This is a genomic window from Microbacterium sp. PI-SA-G (genome assembly GCF_057215335.1).
This window is the reverse complement of sequence record NZ_CM170103.1, coordinates 2,426,822-2,447,393: the sequence shown is the minus strand read 5'-3', so window position 1 is coordinate 2,447,393 and position 20,572 is coordinate 2,426,822. Positions and strand designations below refer to the sequence as shown.

At 68.5% G+C, this 20,572-nt stretch carries 17 protein-coding genes; 1 reads left to right on the top strand and 16 read right to left on the bottom strand.

The features are described from left to right. Positions 1-3: 3 nt before the first annotated feature. The 13 genes from AC2D10_RS11930 to AC2D10_RS11870 all read right to left on the bottom strand — a co-directional run bounded on the left by AC2D10_RS11930 (position 4) and on the right by AC2D10_RS11870 (position 15,526). Positions 4-1,452 carry an aldehyde dehydrogenase (NADP(+)) gene (locus tag AC2D10_RS11930; protein WP_484707950.1) on the bottom strand — a complete coding sequence of 483 codons (1,449 nt, stop codon included), beginning with the start codon at positions 1,450-1,452 and terminating at the stop codon, positions 4-6. Continuing rightward, positions 1,449-2,372 carry a 5-dehydro-4-deoxyglucarate dehydratase gene (locus AC2D10_RS11925; RefSeq protein ID WP_484707949.1) on the bottom strand — a complete coding sequence of 308 codons (924 nt, stop codon included), beginning with the start codon at positions 2,370-2,372 and terminating at the stop codon, positions 1,449-1,451. Before AC2D10_RS11925 ends, AC2D10_RS11930 begins: the two co-directional genes overlap by 4 nt. A gap of 23 nt (positions 2,373-2,395) precedes the next feature. Beyond that, a complete protein-coding gene (locus AC2D10_RS11920; RefSeq protein ID WP_484707948.1) occupies positions 2,396-3,643 on the bottom strand; it encodes an enolase C-terminal domain-like protein in 1,248 nt (415 codons plus the stop codon). Between the two features lie 49 nt (positions 3,644-3,692). Beyond that, entirely contained in the window at positions 3,693-5,309 is a 1,617-nt protein-coding gene (locus AC2D10_RS11915; RefSeq protein ID WP_484707947.1) for an FAD-dependent oxidoreductase, read from the bottom strand. A gap of 87 nt (positions 5,310-5,396) precedes the next feature. Continuing rightward, positions 5,397-6,281, bottom strand: coding sequence for a carbohydrate ABC transporter permease (locus AC2D10_RS11910; RefSeq protein ID WP_484707946.1), 885 nt, complete (start codon positions 6,279-6,281; stop codon positions 5,397-5,399). Continuing rightward, the gene (locus tag AC2D10_RS11905; protein WP_484707944.1) at positions 6,278-7,267 is read right to left on the bottom strand and encodes a carbohydrate ABC transporter permease; all 990 of its coding nucleotides are present in this window, start codon (positions 7,265-7,267) and stop codon (positions 6,278-6,280) included. The genes AC2D10_RS11910 and AC2D10_RS11905 overlap by 4 nt, the downstream gene beginning before the upstream one ends. A gap of 57 nt (positions 7,268-7,324) precedes the next feature. Continuing rightward, positions 7,325-8,674 carry an ABC transporter substrate-binding protein gene (locus AC2D10_RS11900; protein WP_484707942.1) on the bottom strand — a complete coding sequence of 450 codons (1,350 nt, stop codon included), beginning with the start codon at positions 8,672-8,674 and terminating at the stop codon, positions 7,325-7,327. Positions 8,675-8,736: 62 nt separating this feature from the next. Next, on the bottom strand, positions 8,737-9,774 hold the full coding sequence (locus AC2D10_RS11895) for a LacI family DNA-binding transcriptional regulator (RefSeq protein WP_484707940.1): 1,038 nt from the start codon (positions 9,772-9,774) through the stop codon (positions 8,737-8,739). A gap of 127 nt (positions 9,775-9,901) precedes the next feature. Beyond that, positions 9,902-11,077 carry an ROK family transcriptional regulator gene (locus tag AC2D10_RS11890; protein WP_484707939.1) on the bottom strand — a complete coding sequence of 392 codons (1,176 nt, stop codon included), beginning with the start codon at positions 11,075-11,077 and terminating at the stop codon, positions 9,902-9,904. Further along, positions 11,074-12,186, bottom strand: a complete 1,113-nt coding sequence (locus AC2D10_RS11885; RefSeq protein WP_484707938.1) for an ROK family transcriptional regulator — start codon at positions 12,184-12,186, stop codon at positions 11,074-11,076. Before AC2D10_RS11885 ends, AC2D10_RS11890 begins: the two co-directional genes overlap by 4 nt. A 128-nt stretch (positions 12,187-12,314) precedes the next feature. After that, entirely contained in the window at positions 12,315-13,115 is an 801-nt protein-coding gene (locus AC2D10_RS11880) for a carbohydrate ABC transporter permease (protein ID WP_484707937.1), read from the bottom strand. A 1-nt stretch (position 13,116) separates the two neighbouring features. Beyond that, positions 13,117-14,100, bottom strand: coding sequence for a carbohydrate ABC transporter permease (locus tag AC2D10_RS11875; protein WP_484707936.1), 984 nt, complete (start codon positions 14,098-14,100; stop codon positions 13,117-13,119). A gap of 103 nt (positions 14,101-14,203) precedes the next feature. Further along, on the bottom strand, positions 14,204-15,526 hold the full coding sequence (locus AC2D10_RS11870) for an extracellular solute-binding protein (RefSeq protein ID WP_484707933.1): 1,323 nt from the start codon (positions 15,524-15,526) through the stop codon (positions 14,204-14,206). Positions 15,527-15,784: 258 nt separating this feature from the next. Between AC2D10_RS11870 and AC2D10_RS11865 the strand changes: the two genes are divergently transcribed. Next, a complete protein-coding gene (locus AC2D10_RS11865) occupies positions 15,785-17,431 on the top strand; it encodes a beta-N-acetylhexosaminidase (RefSeq protein ID WP_484707931.1) in 1,647 nt (548 codons plus the stop codon). On the opposite strand, the gene AC2D10_RS11860 is transcribed toward AC2D10_RS11865, so the two are convergent. The 3 genes from AC2D10_RS11860 to AC2D10_RS11850 all read right to left on the bottom strand — a co-directional run bounded on the left by AC2D10_RS11860 (position 17,412) and on the right by AC2D10_RS11850 (position 20,568). After that, the gene (locus AC2D10_RS11860) at positions 17,412-18,188 is read right to left on the bottom strand and encodes a hypothetical protein (protein ID WP_484707930.1); all 777 of its coding nucleotides are present in this window, start codon (positions 18,186-18,188) and stop codon (positions 17,412-17,414) included. The two genes, AC2D10_RS11865 and AC2D10_RS11860, sit on opposite strands and share 20 nt — an antisense overlap. A 449-nt stretch (positions 18,189-18,637) precedes the next feature. Then, the gene (locus AC2D10_RS11855; protein WP_484707928.1) at positions 18,638-19,303 is read right to left on the bottom strand and encodes a hypothetical protein; all 666 of its coding nucleotides are present in this window, start codon (positions 19,301-19,303) and stop codon (positions 18,638-18,640) included. A 2-nt stretch (positions 19,304-19,305) separates the two neighbouring features. Beyond that, positions 19,306-20,568, bottom strand: a complete 1,263-nt coding sequence (locus tag AC2D10_RS11850) for a family 16 glycosylhydrolase (protein ID WP_484707927.1) — start codon at positions 20,566-20,568, stop codon at positions 19,306-19,308. Positions 20,569-20,572 lie beyond the last annotated feature (4 nt).

The following is a 20,572-nucleotide window of genomic DNA, read 5'->3' as shown; positions in this document are numbered from 1 at the left end:
CCGTCACCCCACCTCAGGGGCGCGGAGCACGCCGTCGATCCGTCGCGGAATGGACGACGGGCCATCCCGCAGCTCTTCCGGCAGAACGCTCTCGGGCGCCGACTGATACGCGATCGGGCGCAGGAAGCGGCGGATCGACGTGGCCCCCACCGACGTGAACTGCGAGGTCGTGGCGGGGTACGGCCCGCCGTGGTGCTGCGCCCAGGTGACAGCGACCCCGGTCGGCCAACCGGCGAACAGCAGCCGTCCGGCGACGCGTTCGAGCGCCGCCACCAGGTCACCGACGGGCTCCCGGTCGCCGGCGTGCAGGGTCGCGGTGAGCCCTCCGGGAAGAGCGGCGAGCGCCCGATGCAGCTCGGCCGTCGATCGGTATTCCACCAGCAGCGTCGAGGGCCCGAAGTGCTCCGCGAGGAGTTCGGGCTGGTGGGTCAGCAGTGTCTCCACGTCGGTGGCGAGCAGCACGGGCGCGCTCTCGTCGCCGAGGGAGTCTGGTGCCGAGTCCGGTGCCGGGGCCAGAGTCCGCACGCCCGTCACCGCCGCCGCGGCGCCCACCTGCGTGGCGTGCTGCTCCTGCATCGTCGATGTCAGCATCCGGTGCACGCGCGCTCCCCCGAGCGCCTCTGCGACCTGTTCACCGAACCCGGCGCCGGCGGGCACGAAGACGAGCCCGGGCTTCGTGCAGAACTGACCGGCGCCCGCAGTGAACGACGTCACCAGACCGAGCGCGAGGTCCGTGCCACGATCGCGCAGCCCGTCGGCAGTGATCACCACCGGGTTCACGCTGCTCAGCTCTCCGAAGAACGGAATCGGCACCTCCCGCGCGGCGGCCAGGTCGAACAGGGCACGGCCTCCGGTCTCGGAGCCGGTGAAGGCGGCAGCGGTGATTGACGGATGCCGGATCAGATCGACGCCGCTGTCGAATCCCTCGACCATCCCGAGCGTTCCCTCGGGAGCACCGGCGTGCCGAAGCGCATCTGTGCCGATCTCGACGACGCGTCGGGAGAGCCTCGGATGCGCCGGATGAGCCTTGACGACGACCGGTGCTCCGGCTGCCAACGCAGCCGCCGTGTCGCCGCCGAGGACCGAGAACGCGAAGGGGAAGTTCGAGGCGGAGTACACCGCGACCGGGCCGAGCGGGATCAGCAGGCGTCGCAGGTCGGGGCGCGGCGGCGTCTGATCCGCGTCGGCATGGTCGATCGTGGCCTCGAGATACGAGCCCTCGAGCAGCACCTCGGCGAACAGACGCAGCTGCCCGGTGGTCCGGGCGACCTCGCCGCGCAGCCGTGTCTCGCCCAGAAACGTCTCGGCGTCGGCGAGGGCCGCGAGCTCGTCCGCCGACGCGTCGACGGCATCCGCCACGGCGATCAGCCAGCGGGCGCGGTCGGCACGCGGCGCCGAGGCGATGGCGGGCGCGGCTGCGGCGGCGAGCGCCACCGTCTCGTTGACGCTCATTGCGCGGCCGCCAGGCGTTCGCCGACCGCAAGGATGCGTTCGAGCTCGGCGAGCTGCCGCGCGTCGGGGTCGACCAGCGGCGCCCGCACCGAGCCGACGTCGTGTCCCTGCACCCGCAGGCCCGCCTTCACCAGAGACACCCCGAACCCGGGGACCTCGTCGCGCAGCGCGACCAGCGGCAGGTAGAACCGGTCGAGGATGTCGAGTCGGCGCGCTTCGTCGCCCCCGCGATACGCGTCGTAGAAGGCGATCGCCACCGCGGGGGCCATCGCGAACGCTGCCGAGGAGTACAGCGGCACGCCCAGTCCGCGGTATCCCGCCTGGGTGAGCTCGGCGGTCAACAGGCCGTTGAAGAACTGCAGGTCCGAGCGGCCTTCGGCGGTGACCGCTCGCACGATCTCCTGCGTGCGGCCGATGTCGCCGACGCCGTCCTTGAAGCCCACGACGAGGGGATTCGCCGCGAGGGCCCGCACCGCCGCGAGGGAGAACTGCGCGGTGCTGCGGTGGTAGACGATGGCCGGCAGACCGCTGGCCGCGATGATCTCCTCCACGTAGGCGACGAGCCCGCGATCGGGCCCGGTGACCAGGTACGGCGGCATGATCAGCAGACCGTCCGCCCCCGCGTCGGCCGCGGCCCGTGCGCACTCGATCGCGTGCCCGAGCGGTCCGCCGGCGCCGGCGACGACGGGCACCTGTCCGGCGACCGTGGCCACGGTGGTGGCGACCACCAGGGCGACCTCCCGGGCGCTGAGGCTGTGGAACTCCCCGGTGCCGCAGGCCGCGAAGACCGCACCGGGCGAGTACGGAAGCCGACTGCGCAGGTGGGCGTCGAGCTGCTCCTCGCTGACCGAGCCGTCGGCGGCGAACGGAGTCACCGGAAAGTAGAGGAGCCCGTCGAGGGCGGTCAGGGTCGAGGTCATCGTCATTCCTTCTCCAGAGAGGGTCACAGCAGCACGAACCGCGGCATCTGCGGGTCGAAGGTCGGGTCGACCGTCTGCATGTATCCGGTGTCGTCACGGGTGGTGCGACGCGATCGGATGTAGCGCTCGTGCGCCTGGGCGAGGCGCGCGGGGTCGAGGCGCACCCCGAGCCCGGGAGCATCCGGCACCGCCACCGCACCGTCGCGGATGGTGAGAGAGCCGCGTTCGATCACGTCGTCGTCCATGTTCCAGGGGTAGTGGGTGTCGCTGTCGTACGCCAGATTCGGGGTCGATGCGGCGAGATGCGTCATCGCGGCGAGAGAGATGCCCAGATGCGAGTTCGAGTGCATCGACACCCCGAGATCGAACGCCGCACAGATCGCAGCGAGTTCGCGCGAGTGGCGCAGGCCGCCCCACGCGTGGTGGTCGGCGAGCACGATCTTCACCGCGTCGCTGTCGACCGCCGGCGCGATGGTCTCGAACGACACGACGCACATGTTCGTGGCGAGCGGCACACGGGTCTGCTCGGCCACGCGGGCCATCGCCGGCGTTCCCAGCACGGGGTCTTCGAGGTACTCGATCACCCCGTCGAGGCGACGAGCGGCTTCCACCGCCACGTCCACCGACCACGCGCCGTTGGGGTCGAGGCGAAGGGCGTGCCCGGGAAAGGCGTCGGCCAGCGCACCGATGGTCTCGATCTCGACCTCGGGAGGCAGCACGCCCCCCTTCAGCTTCAACGACGAGAAGCCGAACTCATCGACGAGCCGATGCGCCTGGCGCACGATGCCCGCGGCATCCATCGCCTCGCCCCACCGATCCGGTTCCTCGCCCGGGTGCGCGGCCCACTTGTAGAACAGGTAGCCGCTGTACGGGACGGAGTCGCGCACGCGTCCGCCGAGCAGCTCGCTCACCGACACCCCCGCGAGCTTGCCCTGCGCATCGAGGCAGGCCACCTCGATGATCGAGAACGCCTTCGTCGCTGCGCCGGATGCCGGGGCAGCGAGCCGTTCCGCCCCGGGCGCGAGGCCGTGCACCAGAGACTCGATGAGAGTGGTGGCGTGCACGTCGACCCCGCGGATGGCAGCGGCTGCGGCGATCAGCCGGTCGAGAGTGTGCCGCTCCCCCGTGCCTTCGCCGATGCCCACCGTCCCGTCTTCGAGGTGCAGCTCGACGATGGTGCGGAGGGCGAGCGGCTCATGCACCCCCCACGCGTTGAGCAGCGGCGGGTCACGGAAGGCGATGGGCGTGATGACCAGTCGGTCGATCTTCATGGTGCAGTCGTTTCTGGAGGAGTCGTGGACGGGCGGGGCCGAACGGAGATCAGTACCCCGTGATGTCGGGCCAGTGCAGCTGCACACCCTGTCTCGTGAGCGCCCGCTGGAAGTCAGCGGTCAGAGCCGTCGACGCCTCGACCGCGTGCGGCTCGGTGTCGTTGTGCAGGCAGAACGCCGCAAGGGCACCGGCCGATTCACCGATGTTCCACTCGACCGGATGCAGGCGGTACGCCCCGTTCGTGATGTGCGTGGTGCCGATGTTCTTGCCGGCGGGAAGCAGGTTGCGCGTGCGTCGCGGGATCAGAGCGCCCAGTGGGATCTCGAATGGCGCGCTGGCCACGTCGAGGTAGTTGTCGCCGCCGGTGGTCGGGTGCAGGTCGATGCGGTACATGCCGACGCCGACGCTGTCCTCCCAGGTGGCCGGGCGACCGTGGCCGCGCACCGCGATCGACAGGTCCTGCTCGCGGACGGTGCGCTTCGCCCGGATGCGGCGGGATTCCCGGATGTACGGCGCCTGCGCGAGACCGTCCTCCGTGCCGGTGACGTCGCCCCGCAGGCGCAGCCCCGGCCATCCGGTGCCGCCGTCCGGTCGCGGGGCCTCGGTCTGCAGCCAGTAGAACATCGCCAGGGACTGTCGCCGTGACGCCTCGAGGTGCCGCGCGGCGTCGGGGTTGTCGGGCAGCGTTCCGCCCAGGTAGTCGATCATGGGCCAGTTCACGAGCACGAGGTCGCTCTCGTAGGCGCCGGGGCGGAAGAGCCTGCGCGCGGCGATGCGCCGGAACTTCCACAGCTCCCGGTCGCCGCCGCTCGCCTTCTGGTCGGCGGTCTCGGCGAGCGGGTCGTCGTCCATGGTGGGCGTGAAGGTGCGGGTGAAGGTCTCGAGCGTGCGCGGGTCGGGACCGGTGAGCGAGATCATCGGTGCTCCCCAGAAGTCCGGCTGCACCGCACGCCAGCTGTCGTAGTCCTGCGGCCGGTCGATCGTGTGGTCGCCGTCGACGTGGTCCACGACGAAGCACCAGCTGAAGGCCTGCTGGTTGTCGGGCTGCGCCACCGCGGGCGCGCTGGGCTCGTCGGTGTCGCTCTGGGCTTCGAACCCGGTCACGTACTCCGTTCCGGTGAGAGGAAGGAGGTCGCCGAGCTCGGTCGCGTCGATGACGTACGTCGCCGCGATCTCGTACTCGTCGCCGGTCACCTGCGAGCGGACGGTGACCGACGAGACCCGATCGCCGTCGACCGTCGCCGACACCGCGACGGTCCGTTCGAGCACGGTGAGCCGACCCGAGCTGCGGAACGGCGCGAGCATGGCATCGAGCACGGCGACGGCGACCCGCGGCTCATGGCAGATCCCGCTCACGAGTCCCGCGCCGGGGTTGAGGTACCGCGTGGCGCGCGCTTCTTCGGTGAGCGGGTACCAGCGCCGGTAGTACTCGCGGATGCCGTCGCGAAGCGCCCGGTACGTGGCCGTCGCTCCGGTCTGCTCGATCCACGTGTGCTCGTCCATGGGTACGCCCTGGCTGGTCAGCTGACCGCCCAGCCACGGGTACTCCTCGGTGAGGACGACCGAGGCGCCGTTCTTCAGCGCCGAGAGCGCGGCGGAGACGCCGCCGAGTCCACCTCCGACCACGAGGACGTCCGGCTGCTGGTTGATGTGGGGGATCGGCATGACGCTACTTTCCAGTCGACGCGGCGGGGCCGCGGTGAACGTTCTGACGGGCGGGAGGAGTGGGCAGCACGGCGCGACGCGCGGGTGTCATCCCTTCACGCTTCCGTCGGCGAGCCCCGAGATGAACCCGCGCTGGTTGAGGATGAACACGATGAGCACCGGGACGGTGATGAGCACCGCACCGGCCATCAGCGGGCCGTACTGCACGTTGCCGCTCGACAGGAACTGCGCGAGGGCGAGCTGCACCGTCTGGCTGCTCCGCGACGTTGTGATGACCAGGGGCCACAGGAAGTCGTCCCACACGCCCACGAACGAGAAGATCGCGACGACGGCGATGAGCGGCTTCGCGAGCGGAAGGTAGATCCTGCGGAAGATCAGCCACTCGCCGGCCCCGTCGATGCGCGCGGCCTCGGCGAGATCGGGCGCCGATCCCGAGAAGTACTGGCGGGCGAGGAAGATGTTCATCGCCCCGATCAGGCTCGGCAGCGCGAGGCCGGCGATCGAGTCGAGCAGACCGGTGCCGCCCTGCCCGAGGAGGTCGTTGCCTCCGGCGAGCGGGAAGCTCTTCGTCATCAGGAACAGCGGGATCAGCGTGACCGACGCCGGGATCGCTGTGGTGGCGAGGATCGTGTAGAACACCGCCGTGCTCCCGCGGAACGGCAGCATGGCGAAGGCGTAGCCGGCGAGCACCGCGAACAGGCAGTTCCCGATGACGACGATGGCCGCGACCGCCCCGGAGTTCACCAGCGCCCGCAGCATGTTCGCCTCGGTGAGAGCGGTCGTGAAGTTGTCGAGTGTGGGCTCGGCGGGGATCAGGCTGACGCTGCCGAACGCCTGATCGGCGGGAGTGAACGCCAGGCTCACCATCCACAGGAAGGGAGCGAGGACCAGCAGCGCCGCGCCGAAGACGAGGACGAGCTTGCCGAACCCCGAGACGCGGCGGCGCGTGCGGTGGGTCATGACGGGGGTCATCGGGTGCTCTGCTTCCCGGTCAGGCCGCGGACGGCCAGGATGGAGAATCCGGCGATGAAGGCGAAGAGCACGAACGCCATCGCCGACGCGGCACCGAACTGGTTGTACTGGAACGCCTGCGTGTAGATGAGGTAGTTCGCCGTGGTCGTCGAGCCGAGGGGGCCGCCCTGGGTGAGGACGAAGATCTCGGCGAAGCTCTGCGCCAGGGCGATGATGTCCATCGCGACGACGAAGACCAGTACCGGTCGCAGCCCCGGGAGGGTCACGTAGCGGAACTGATGCCACTTGCCGGCGCCGTCCATCTCGGCGGCCTCGTAGAGTTCGCGCGGGATCGACTGCAGACCGGCCAGCAGCAGCACCATGTTGCTGCCCAGGGCCTTCCAGATGCGCATGACGGATGCCGCGACGAGGGCCGTGTCCTCATCGAGCAGCCACGCCTGGCCGGGGACTCCGAAGAAGCCGAGGATCTCGTTGAAGAGACCGTTCTGCGAGTACATCCACAGCCAGACCATGCTGACGGCCGTCAGCGAGACGATGTGCGGAATGTAGAGCGCGGAGCGGGCGATGCCGACGCCCTTGAACGGGCGGTTGACGATCAGCGCGAGCAGCAGCGCGATGATGACGGTGGCGGGGAGCACCATCAGCACGTACTTGCCGGTGACGAGGAGCGAGTTGCCGAACTCGGGGTTCGTGAGCAGCGCCTCGTAGTTCTTGGTGCCGATGAACTCGGGGCCGCCGCGGGCGAGGGGGCTGTACTTGGTGAAGCTCAGCACCAGCCCGTACAGCACCGGGAACAGATGGAACACGACGATGTAGATCGCGGCGGGGGCCACGAAGGCGAGTCCGACCCAGTTCAGGCGGCTCCAGCGCCTGGGATGCGACCTGGCGGGCCGCAGCTTCTTCACGCCGCGTCGCCGTTGCGTCGTCAGCACCTTGGTGGCGGACTCCGCGGCAGCCTGCGGCGGAATGACGGGTGTCGTGCTCATGATGATCTCCTCCGTCGCCGAGGGATCCGGGGCGCTCGCCCCAGACCCCTCGGGGGACTACTGGTTCTGGGCGAGGATCGCGTCGACGGCCGCGGCCATCTGCGTCAGCGTCTCCTGGGGATCCAGCGTCTCGTTCAGCGCCTGCTCGAGATACTTGTCGATCGTGTCGCGGATCTGCACCCATCCCTGCACGTTGGGGTTGGCCCGCAGCTGGGGGCTGGCCTCGAGCCACGCCTGGATGATCGGGCTCGACTTCACGTACTCCGACTCGATCGCGGTCTCGCGCATCGGGACGGTGCCGATCCCCTCGGTGTACGCCGTGGCGGTCTCCGACGAGATCATGTACTCGATGAACGTCCACGCGAGTTCTTTCTGCTCGCTGTCGGCGTTGATCATGAGGCCGGCTCCCGCGCCGCCCGTGGCGAATCCCTCGTCGGCGTCCTCGAACTTCGGGGGCTGAATCACCCCGAGGTTCAGGTCGGGGAAGGTCTTCTGCAGCTGGCTCGCGGCCTGGGCGGAGAGGGCGGTGATCGATGCCTCGCCGGTCGCCAGCGGCTGCTGGGCCGTGGGCGTGTCGATGTAGTTGGCGCCGAGGCCCGACGACACCGCGTCCGGGCCGCGGTAGGTGTCGACGAAGAACTCGAGCGCCTGCAGACCCTCGGGCGAATCGAACGCGGCCTTCGAGCTGTCCTTCGAGAGCAGCGATCCGCCCGCAGAAGCCAGCAGTGTCGAGAACGCCTGCTGCCTGCCGACGGGCTGGCTCGGCAGCAGGAGTCCCGAGTGCGTCACCGCTCCACTGGCATCGCGCGTGGTGAGCTGCTCGGCAGCATCCAGCACGCCCTCCCAGGTCGTCGGCGGCTCCTCGGGGTCGAGGCCGGCGGCGGCGAAGTCGTCCTTGTTGTAGACGAGGAGGACGCCCTGAAGGGACAGCGGCATGAGGTACTGCGTGCCGTCGACCTTGCCGCCGTCGAGCGCGCTCGCCATGTCGTCGCGGTCGTCGGCCGACATGCTGTCGACATAGTCGTCGAGCGGCTCGATGCGCTGGTTCACCACGAAGTCCGCCACCGCGGCCGGACCGTGCCCGAACACGTCGGGGGCCGTGCCTCCGGCGAAGGCGGCGTTCAGCTTCGTCGACAGGTCGCTGTAGTCGAGGAAGGTCACGTTCACCTTGGCGCCGGTCCTCTCTTCGAATGCCGGAACGATGGTCTTGGTCACGAGTTCGATCTCGACCGGGTTGTTGCCCGGGAACCACACCGTGAGCTCCTTGTCCTCCGGCGCCGGCTGCTCTGCCGACGTCGACGAGCATCCGGTGAGGGCCAGGGCCGCGACGGCGCTCAGAGCCGCCAGGGTCTTCACTGCTCGGGGTAGCGTGCCTCTGCGCGGCGATCGGGGGTATGCGACGTCCATGTCGGCTCCTAATTCGTATTAGCTAATGAGAATGGAAAGGGATCTGAGCGGGTGACCCAGGTTCAGGGTCGGATGGCAGCGATGGTGGTGTCGAGCGCCGGCCCGCAGGGAAGCGTCTCCGTGTGGTCCGGAGTGACGCGTCCTTCGAGCAGATCGTTCAGCACCTGGAGCGATCGGCGTCCCAGCTCATGGCGAGGGACGGTGATGTGGCTCCACGGGACGAAGCTTCCGGGGTTGGAGCTCACGTCCAGACTGACCAGGGAGAGCTGCGCGGGCACGATGACCCCGGCAGCGGCGGCGACCGAGAAGATCGCCTGGGCATGCGCCGTCGTCTCGGCGAGGATCGCGGTGACTCCCGCGTCGACGACCGAGTTCAGCCATGCCACGTCGATCCGCACGGGGTCCAGGAGGGCGGGCGGCGACGGACGGAAGCCGTTCGCCTCGGCCCCGGCCACGTATCCGTCGAGTCGGTCCTGGCGGGCGGTCAGGCGTTCGGTGTGCCCGACGTAGAGCGTGCGCCGATGACCCGACGAGGCGAGCTGCGTGACCGTCTTCGCGACCGCGGTGCGGTAGTCGGCGGCGACCGATGCGACGGGCGCGGCGGAGTGCGCCGGGCGTCCGATCGAGACGATCGGGAACCCCTCCTCCGACAGGCGGCGCAGATCCTGGTCGTCCTTGCGCGCACCCAGGATCACGGCCCCGTCGGTGAGCCGCATGCGGTTGTGACCGTCGTGGTACACCGAGCGGGCGCCCGTGGACTTCTGCGCCGAGGTGAACAGCACCAGGTCGACGCCGAGGTCGGATGCCTCCTCTTCGAGCCCGATCAGGAACGGGTGGTAGTAGTGATCGGGGCTGACGGGGAAGATGCGCTCGTAGGTGTGGACTCCGATGAGGCCGGTGCGGCCGCCGCGCAACGACTGTGCCGCGACGTTCGGGGAATAGCCGAGTTCGATCGCGGCCTCTTCGACGCGACGGCGGGTCTCGTCGGAGATCCCGTTCTTCACCGAGCTGTTGGTGAGCACGAACGAGACGGTCGCCTGAGACACCCCGGTGGCCAGCGCGATGTCGCGCTGGCTGGGCTTGGTGCTCTTGGCCTTCATGCTCTTCTGTCCGCTCCGGGCGTCGGTGCCGCGTGGGTAATTCGTATTAGCAAGATATGCCGAATGAGCCTCGGCTGTCAACGGTGGATCGGGAAAGATGCATTTTTTGCGCCGTCTGCGTTCGTCGTCAGCGGATGCCGAGCTCCTCGGCGATCACCAGAGCGGCGCCGCCGAGCAGCACGATGTCATCGCCCCGCACCGCGACGCGGATCTCGAGATCGTCGGTGACGATCGCCAGAGAGTGGTGTTCGATCGCCGCCCTGGTCTCCTCGAGGAACACGCCTTCGACGATGTCGAGCGGTCCGGACAGGACGACCTGCTCGACTCCGAGCGCGGCGACGATGGGAGCGAGCACCTGTCCGAGCGCTCGGCCCGCCTGCGACAGGACATTGTGGGGCGAGGCATCCGCTTCCGCGAGCCGCCGCCGGATGTAGGGCACGGCGGCGACGACCTCGAGGCATCCCCGGCGACCGCACCGGCAGACCGCACCACCCTCGTCGACGAGCACGTGCCCGATCTCGCCAGCGGTGAAACGCGCACCGGTGACGAGCGCTCCCTCCACGATGATGCCGCTGCCGATTCCCTGCCCGATGCGCACGAGGGCGAGGTTGCCGACGCCGGGCTGGCCGTAGGTGCGCGCGGCCAGCGCCGCAGCATTGGCGTCGTTGGCCACATGAACCGGCACCGGAACGACAGCAGAGAGAGCTGCGGCGACGTCGAGATCGTGCCACTCGAAGGCCACAGCCTCGCGCACGACCCCGGCCGTGTCGACGACACCGGGCGAGCCGACGCCCAGGCCGAGAACGCGCACGGTCGAGCGTTTGACCAGCGCCGACGCCAGGGCGCAGACCTTATCGAGCAGTGCCGCACCGAGAGCGCCGCCGGTGGGAACGCTCAGCGAGTGCACGACCTCGCCGTCGAGGTTCATGATCGCGCCGCTCAGCTCGGCGTATGCCGACAGGTCGAGCGTGACCACGTGGTACGAGTCGGGGTTGAGAGCGATGAGGGTGCTCGGCTTTCCCACTCTGCCCTCCGGGCTCGGCCCGGTCTCGCGCACGAGGCCCTCGGCGGAGAAATCGTCGACGATGCGCGACACGCTCACCCGTGAGAGGCCCGTCGCCCTCGCCAGATCAGCCCGACTCATCGCCTCGTTGCGGAAGAGAGTCCGCAGGATCAGCGAGCGGTTGGCTCGACGGGTGTGCTCGGGGAGCGCCTTCTCGGTATCGCGCGACGCGCCGGTCGCATCGATCTTCTTCGGGTTCGCTTTCGTCGCTGCGGCCGTCGGCGCTCTGCCGTCGCTCACGAGATGCCCAGCTCGGCGGACAACACGGCGACGAGAGGGCCCTGCAGGGCGAGCAGGCCGCCGTCGGATCCGATGTCGACGCTGATGACGCTGGTGGTGGCGGGGAGGGTGCGCTCGGTGAGGGTCGCGCGTGTTCGCGCGGCGAACTCGTCGTCGAGAATGTCGTCGGGCCCGACGAGCACCACGCGGGTCGCGCCGAGCACGGAGATGATCGGGGCGAGAGCGGCGGCGAGCGCGTCTGCGGCATCCGCCATGACGACGTCGCGCTCCTCGCCGCGCTCGAGCCGTTCCCGGATCTGCGGAACAGCGACGATCGAGTCGAGGCAGCCGGACCGCCCGCACAGGCAGGCGGTCTCGCGCCGCGGGTCCACCACGACGTGGCCGATCTCGCCGGCGGTGAAGTCCATGCCGTCGACCAGCGTCTCGCCGACGATGAGTCCGGCTCCCGCGCCGCGCTGAATGGTGACGATGAGGATGCCGCGGCCGTCGTTCCCGCGGAAGGTGTGCACCGCCAGGGCCATGCCGTTCGCGTCGTTGACGACGTGCACGGGAAGGCCGAACCGTTCGGCGAGCGCGCCGCGCAGGTCGGCGTCGAACCATCCGAGGTGAGGCGCGAAGCGCACGACTCCGGCTCGATCGACGATCCCCGGACTCCCCACACCGATGCCGAGCACGGGGGCGGTCGCCTTCGCCAGCATCTCCTCCGCCAGGGAGACGGCGCGGGCGATCGCCGCATCACCCCGTTCAGTGAGCACGCCGACCTGGCGCTGGTGAGAGATCTCACCCCGCAGATTCATCACGGCCCCGCGGAACGACAGCGCATCGGACAGGTCGAGGCTGATGATCGATCGCGAGTCGTCATCGATGGCCACCAGCGTGGCCGGCTTGCCGACGCGCACGTCTGCCGAGTGACCCACCTCGACGACGATGCCCTGGTCGATGAGCTCGCCGACGATCGCCGAGACGGTGACCTTGTTCAGGCCGGATCCCCGTGCGATGTCGGCCCTGCTGCGCGGCCCCTCGTGGAAGAGCGTCTGCAGCAGCATCGCCCGATTGCGCAGCCGGTTGTGCTCGGGAAGCGCTTTGGTCGTGATGCGGAGGTCGGCCACAGCCCATTGTCTCTCGGCAGAGCCCTGCGTCCATACGGAATCCTGCTCGTGCTCCCCCGCTCGCATCCGGGACGCTCAGCCCTTGACGGCACCGGCGGACATGCCGGTGACGAGGTTGCGCTGGATGATCATGAAGAACACCACCACCGGAAGGGAGAACAGGGTGGCCGCGGCCACTGCCCGCCGTAGTCCGTGCCCATCTCGCCGCCGACCGAGACGGTGAACGAGTTGAGCCACACCGGGAGGGTGTAGTTCGCCTGGTCCTTCATGAAGGTGAACGCGACGATGTAGTCGTTCCAGGCGGCGATGAAGGCGAACACGCTGCTGGAGATGATCCCCGGCATCACGAGCGGGAAGAGCACGCGGGTGAGAACCTGCCAGGTCGACGCGCCGTCGATGCGGGCGGCCTCGTCGATCTCGATCGGGATGGCCAGGAAGAACCCGCGCATCACCCAGATCGAGAACGGCAGCACGCTGGCGACGTACGCGAAGATCAGACCCCAGTAGGTGCCCAGCAGTCCCATCGAGTTGAAGATGAGGAACTGCGGGATCAGCAGCGCCGTCCCCGGCAGCATCTGGACGATGAGGATGAGGACGAGGATCGGCCGACGTCCGCGGAAGCGGAACCGCGAGAGGGCTGCGGCCGCGAAGATGCCGAGCACGATCGCGAAGATCACCGCGCCCGCGACGACGACCACCGAGTTCTGCAGGTAGACGAGGAACTGCCCCTTGCCGATCGCGGTGAAGAAGTTGTCGAGCGTCGGCGCCTCGGGGAAGAAGTGCGGTGTGCTGCTGAGCATCTCCGACCGCGGCTTGAAGGCGGTGTTGACCATCCAGTAGACGGGGAACGCCCAGACGATGCAGAACAGGATCGCGATGCTGCTGCTGATCCAGGGCACACGACGCAGACGGCGGGTTCGAGTGGTCATGTCAGAGGTCCTCTCCCGAACGCACGAGGTGTCGGATGTACACGGCACTCAGCGCCGCGAGGATGATCGTCGAGGCGACCGCGATCGCCGAGCCGGCGCCGATCTGCAGGTTGCCCGAGAAGGCGGTCGTGTAGGTGAAGACGCCGAGGGTCGACGTCGCCCCGTCGGGGCCACCTTCGGAGATGAGCCAGATCTGGTTGAAGACGTTGAAGTCCCAGATGATGGAGAGCATCGTGACCAGCAGGATGGTCGGCCCGATCGACGGCAGCACCACGACGCGGTAGATGCTCCACTCGGATGCACCGTCGAGGCGCGCCGCCTCCTTCAGCTCGACCGCGACCTGGGTCTCTGCCGCGTACAGCGTCAGTGCGATGAAGGGGACAGCGCCCCAGACCACGAGCAGCCAGATGCACACCCAGACGAGCACGGGATCGGACGCCCAGTCGCGGCTGGTCATATCGCCGAAGGCCCCCAGCTGCGTCAGCATCCAGTTGATGACGCCGTACTGCGGCTGGAACAGCCACGACCACACGATCGACGAGGCCACGTTGGGCATCGCCCACGCCAGGATCAGGACCACGGTGGTCAGGTGGCGGATGCCCGAGGGAAGTCGCGTCATGAGGTGCGACATGCCCGCGCCGATCGCGACGCTGCCGACGACGAGGGCCGCGGTGAAGACGATGGTGCGCAGGAGCGACCGCCAGAACTCCGGGTCCGACACCACGGCCGCGTACTGGTCGAGGCCGACGAAGTCGAAGGCGCCGGTGAAGAGCGTCCGCTGGTTGTAGTTCGTGAACGACGTGAAGACGAGGAAGCCGATCGGCAGGAGCGTGACGAACACGATCATCAGCCCGGCGGGGGTCAGCAGCCAGAACGGCGCGGATGTGCGGGTCAGGCTGCCGGAGCGCCGCTTCTGCGGTGACGAAGCGGACCGGGGAGCGCGGCGGGGAGCCGTCGGCGGGGGCTCCGTGGAGGTGGTGACCAAGGTCGGGCTTTTCGTCAGAGCGGAGGTGCCGCGCGCGCGGGCGGCAGAAAGAATTCGATGCGAGGGGATGCCGTGCGGCGTGAGCGCACGGCATCCCCTCGGATCACGGGATGTTGAGGGTCTTGTCGGCGGCGGCGTCGTAGTCCCTCGCCGCCTTCTCGACGGGCTTCGCGCCGGAGGCGATCGAGGAGAACAGGCTGTTGATGTCCTTATTGCTCTCGATCGTCGTCCAGTTCGCGTTGGCCGGGGTCGCCTTCGACGTCAGCGCGGCGGTGAAGAAGCTCGACTTCACCTCGTCCAGCGACTCCTGCGCGAACTCGATGCCCTCGACGCTGTTCGGGATCCAGCCGTCGACGCCCACGACGAAGTCCCGCTGGATCTCCGGGCTCGCTGCGATCTTCACCCAGTTCAGCGCCAGGTCGGAGTTGCGCGACTTCGCCGGAACCGCCCAGTCCGATCCGCCGAGCATGACCGGCTGCGCCTCACCCGAGATCCCAGGGAAGGGGAAGGTGCCGAGGTCGGGCTCGAGCGCCGGGTTGATCTTCAGGATCGCGCCGGTGTTGGTGTTGAGGATCGCGGAGGTCTTGCCGTCGGCGAAAAGCTGGCTCTGGTTCGGCTCAAACGTGTCGAGCGTCGCAGACGCGGCCGTGGAGTACTCGTTCTGGAACGTCTTGAACGCCTCGAGTCCCTCGATCGCCTCGTCGGAACCGAGACCCGACGTCCATTCCCCGTCCTTCTCGGTCGCGATGTCGCCCCCGGCATCCCACACGAATTGCATGCCGGCGTAGAAGTACTGCCCCGGCAGGTAGAACGCCGAGAAGTCGGGCATCTGCGCATTCGCGGCCTTGACCTTGTCGAGCGCGGCCGTGAACTCCTCGTAGGTGGTCGGCGCCTCAGTGACCCCGGCATCCGCCCACATCTTCTTGTTGTAGATGACCGCGCGCGCACCGGCGAATCCGGGAACGCCGTAGAGCGTTCCGTCGACCGTGGCCGGCTCGACCAGACCGTCGAGCCACGTCTGCCCCTGGGCGAGATCGTCCTCGTACGGCGTGAGGTCGAGCAGACCGCCGTTGGCGGCATAGCTGGCGATCTGCGTGTTGCCGACGTCGAGGACGTCGGGCGGGGAGTCCGTCGCGAGGGCGGTCGTGATCTTCGTGGTGATGCCGTCCCATGTCTGGGACTGCACGCTCACCTCGGCTCCGGTGACCTCGGTGAATTTCGCATTGATCGCGTCGAGCGTCTCGGCGCTGTAGTCGTTCTGCATGACCCACACGGTGATCTTCTCGCCCGCGCCGTCGACCTCGGGCACCTTTCCGTCGCTGGGGGCGGCGGCAGTGCCTGCACCTGAGGAACCCGAGCATGCGCTGAGCGCGAGGGCCGTGACGATGCCCATCGCACCGAATGTCGCCAACTTCCTGATTGCCACTTAACTCTCCTTGGTAGGTGGGGGTACCGCGACGGATACGTCGATGTGCCGAGCGGTGAAGTTAGTACACCCCTGTTTCATATCCGTTGTCAATCATTATGTTCATATCTTCAGAGCTGTTACGTTTCTGCGATATGACGGTATTGTTTCGCCACGGCGGAGTTTTCTGCCCGTCGTATTAGGTCACTTTATTTACCAATTATTGGGGCATGAAACCAACTAATTCATGCCGCTCGAATTCATCAGGGAGTTGCCCCCATGCCGACCCTTCTGCCCCGGCCGACCGCCCGGACCACCGAGCCGGGAGAGTTCGTCCTCACGGTCGACACCGCGCTGTCGACCCACCCCGAACTGACACAGCCCGTGCTGCGACTGCAGGAACGACTGCGCGCGGCGACCGGCTTCGTGCTGCCCGTCTCCGTCGCCGAGGTCCCGACCCCGGTGGACGGTGCGGACACGCCGAGCATCCGGCTCGATCTCGATCCGTCGCTCGCGCCCGAGGCGTTCGAGCTCGAGGTGCTGCCTGGGTCGATCCGGCTGACGGCTTCGACCGAGCGCGGCGCACACTGGGCCGTGCAGGCGCTGCTGCAGCTGTTCCCGCCGGCGGTGTACCGGCGCTCCCCCGACACGACCACCGTCTGGACCGCCCCTGCCACCCGAGTGCAAGACGCACCGAAGTTCCCGTGGCGAGGCGCCATGCTCGACGTCGCCCGACACTTCGCACCGACGCGCGACGTGCTGCGCTTCATCGACCTGCTGGCGATGCACCGCCTCAATACGCTGCACCTGCACCTCACCGACGACCAGGGATGGCGAATCGAGATCGCCCGTTACCCTCGGCTCACCGAGATCGGCGGCTGGCGTCCGGAGACCCAGCTCGGCGCCGCCCACGGCTCCGACGCCGACGGGCGACCGCACGGCGGCTTCTACACACAGGACGACATTCGCGAAATCGTCGCGTACGCCGCGGCGCGCGGGATCACCGTCGTCCCCGAGATCGAACTGCCCGGTCACGCGCAGGCAGCCGTGGCGGCGTACCCGGAGCTCGGTGTGGGAGACAACGCCCCGACCACACCGTGGACGCTCTGGGGTGTGAATCCCGTGATCTTCAACGTCGAGGAATCGACCATCGCGTTCCTGTGCGGCGTGCTCGACGAGGTGATCGATCTGTTCCCCTCGGAGTACATCTGCATCGGCGGAGACGAGTGCCCAAAGATCCAATGGGTGGAGGACGAGCGCACCCAGGAGCGCATGCGCGAGCTCGGGGTGCATGACGAGGAGGAGCTGCAGAGCTGGTTCGTCGCCCGGATCGGCGCACACCTCGCGTCACGCGGCCGCAAGCTTCTCGGCTGGGACGAGATCCTCGAGGGCGGCCTGGCCGACGGCGCGACCGTGCTGTCGTGGCGTGGGCGGGTCGGAGCGCTGACTGCCGCGCGCGCCGGGCACGACGTCATCGCGTGCCCGGAGGACACCGTCTATCTCGACTACCGCGAGTCAGACCTGGCCACCGAACCCATTCCGACCGGCACCGTCACGACCGTCGAGACCGCGTACTCCTTCGACCCGGTGCCCGCGGAACTCGACGCCGACCAGGCAAAGCATGTGCTCGGCGGCCAGGCGAATCTCTGGACCGAGCACATCGACTCGATGCGCGGGCTCGATTACCGGGCATTCCCGCGTCTGGCTGCCGTCGCAGAAGCTCTCTGGACCGACGGCGACCGCGAATACGCCGAGTTCGCTCCCCGGTTGACCGAGCACCTCGCCCGCCTCGACGCGGCGGGCGTGGAGTACCGGCACGCCGATGGCCCCCGCCCGTGGGAGCAGCGGCCCGGAGTAAGCGGCAGGACCCGCTCGACGGAGGAGTCAGCCGCCCACCTGGCGCGGATCACGGCGAATATCGGCTGACCGTTTCCGTGGTTCGTCGATCGCGCTGAGCGAGCCGGTAAGACGGCTGCCGCAGCGCGCGCACCCAGGCATAGGTTCCGGCGCCCGGAAGAGGATGCCTGTCGATGTCGAAGCGCAGCGTCGGGTCGTCGTCCGGGCGAGAGCGCGTCAGACGGATGTCAGCGAAGGGATGCCATCTCCCCTGAGGAGACGCGAAGTACAGGCGCAGCGTCCAGGGCTTTTCATCCACGCTCCGCCGAAGGCCCGCCAGATCGCCGGGGAGCCTTCGCGCGGGTACGGTCCGCGCGCAGAGGAGCACAGGTCCGCGGGCGGTCCGATAGGGCAGCAGGCTGCTCAGCGTGACGCGCGACGGTGTGAGTCGTGGCATCAGCAGGTATCGGCCCGGAACGCCGATGCCGGTCGACGAGAGTTCCAGATCGACGGGCGCCCCCTCATGCTCCCAGCGGATTCCGATGCCGTACACGTCCGGAAGCGCGGGGGGCAGCCCTACCGAGCGCGAAACCCGCGCGACGATCTCGACCTGACCGTCGGGCGGATCATCGATCCACCCGATTCCCGACGGGTCTCGTCGTCGCAGGATCGTCATCTCCCCCTCGAAGACGGCACCGCGGGCGTGAATGGGTCTGGGCCGCCGCAGCAGCAGAAGTCCCGCGATGCCGCCGCGTAACAGCCCGCCGAAGAACCGGGAGCCGAGGGGCGACGACGCGTCGTGCGGCGACGCGCTCCGGAAGCTGCCTGACGTGGCGATCTCGGTCACGTCCGAGTGGTCTTTCTCATGAGTACTCCGATGCTCGTGTCTGCCGCCGTGTGATCGGCTGATCGTCGCTCGTCGCAGGCGGCCGGAGAACTGCCTTGACAAGTCGCCCGCCCTCAGGCCCACGGTGTGGTTCCTCCAAGGGCGTCGCTCCGACGTCGTGGCATCGAACGACTGACGGACGGGAGTTGCGCCGTTCGGACTATTCGTGACGCAGGGCGACGCCAACCCCTCGCCCGACCCTGGCTGGGTGCAGGAGGTGCAGGTCCGCGGCACGCTCTGGTACGCGCTCCCGTGGGTCGGCTGGGTGCCACAGCTGATCACGGGTGAGCTCAGAGCGGTGATCGTGCCCGTCCTCGTGGGCGCACTCGGTGTCTATGCGGTCTGGATGATCGTCAGCGGCCTGCGGGAGCGGTCGGGGCGCCGGCCGGGTGACGTGCGGTCTGCGACCCTCACTCGTCGGGCTCACCGCGCGGACGCAGGCTCGACTCGCGCACATCCGAGATCAGCCACACGCCGTCGATCTTCTCTGCCTCCACCATGCGCGACATGCTGTACTCGCGCCCGGGCTCGATGTCGTTCTCGGCGAAGAAGGCATCGTCCGCGGCGGTGAAGACGATGAACGCCTCGTACTGGGCGGTCGCAGATCGCCGGTCGGCGCTGATGGTCGACTGCAGCCAGGCCAGACCCGCCTGCTCACTCACCACATCGCTGTCGAGCGTGCGCGCGATGCTCCGGCTGCGCCAGTCGACCCCGTCGAGCGCCGCCGAGAACTGCGGAGCATATGCCGCGTACTCGTCCTCGAGGGCCTGATCGACGGTGTCGGGCCCACGGTCGTCGACGGCACCGGAGTGGACGGTGACGAGGGTGCGCACCGCCTGGACGTCGGGGTCATCGTCGGGCAGAGATTCGCCGGTGCCGTCGATGCTCCACAACGTCTGGCCGGCGAGGGCGTCGGGAGCGGAGACCTCAGCGTCATCGCTGCGGTTCGGAGGGGCCGGGGATGCCGCGGTGGGCGCCGCGGCATCCCCGCTCGGACCCGGGTCCGAGCATCCCGACATCCCCATGCCGAGGGCCAGCAGCACCGCGATCGCGGCGCTGCGTCTCAGATGATCCACTCTCAGCTCACCGGAGCCGGAGCGATCTTCCACTGACTCGTCCATGTCGACGGAGCGACGGCTCCGTAGCGGGCCAGAGCGCCGTCGGCGTACATGTAGCCCGCGCTCTGGCGGTTCTTCAGCCGGTGATGTCCGTCCACGATCTCCTTCGAGAACTGCGCCGACCACCATCCGCTCTGCACCGTTCCGGCCTGCACGACGCCCGTGGCGCCTTCGGTGTGCATGTACGCTCCCGTCCAACGATTCTTGAACCGGACGAACCCGTCCGGGGTGCGCTCCTGAATCCAGTGCGCACTCCACGCGGTCGCCGGAACGGCGGACGACTCGACCTGGCCCGTGCGGTTCTCGACGTTCAGCAGACGACCGTTCTGCCGGTCCTTCAGCGTCTCGTACTCGTAGTACCCGCCGGTCTTCTTGAACACGCGCAGGTAGTCCACCTGCCAGCTCTTGGGCCAGACGTCGTTGTGCACGCCCGATCCCGCATCGGTGTAGATGTTCAGGATGATCCCCATCGACTGATTCGGCGCGTCCGCGATCGTCTTGATCAGCGTGCCGTCGAAGTAGAACTTCAGCTCGGTCGGGGTCCACTCCATGCCGTAGTTGTGGAACTCCCCCTTGGGCGTTCCGGGCACCGCGCACACGCATGAGCGATCCGTCGGATTGAAGTCCGGCGACCCCCAGGAGTGCGAGGCGATCTGCCAGGTGTTCCCGTGTGAGAAGAACGACTCCAGCATGTCGATCTCAGGATTGCGTGATCCACTCGTGCGGTCCTCGGTGCCGACCAGCCAGAGCGCCTGGTGTCCGCCCCCGCCGACGGTCGAGAGCTTCGCCCGGAGCTCGATGTAGCCGTACTTCACCTGATATCCGTCGAAGGTCGGCTCGCTGCGCGCCAGCGTCGCGTTCGCATTGAACTTGTGCCACCAGTCGGCGTTGTACGTCTGCAGTGCGGAACTGCGGACCGTGCCGTCGCGCGTCGGCGCCCACGGCTTCTGATCCTGATCGACGCGCTGCGTGAGCACCCCGTTCGCGATCGTGTACCGACCCTTCGCGTCCTCGCGCACATCGGCGAAATGGGGCAGGTAGTAGGGCGTCCACGTCGTCGTGTCGAGGCTCGGCTCGTCGAACTCCTCGGCCCAGTCGAGCGTGTAGCCGGGCTTGGACGGCGGGTTCGGCGGGGCGTCGGCGGCGACCGCGGGAGACGCGGACCCTCCGATCAGTGCTGCCACGGCGACAGCCGCGACGGTCAGGATCGTGCGGTGCTTCATCGGA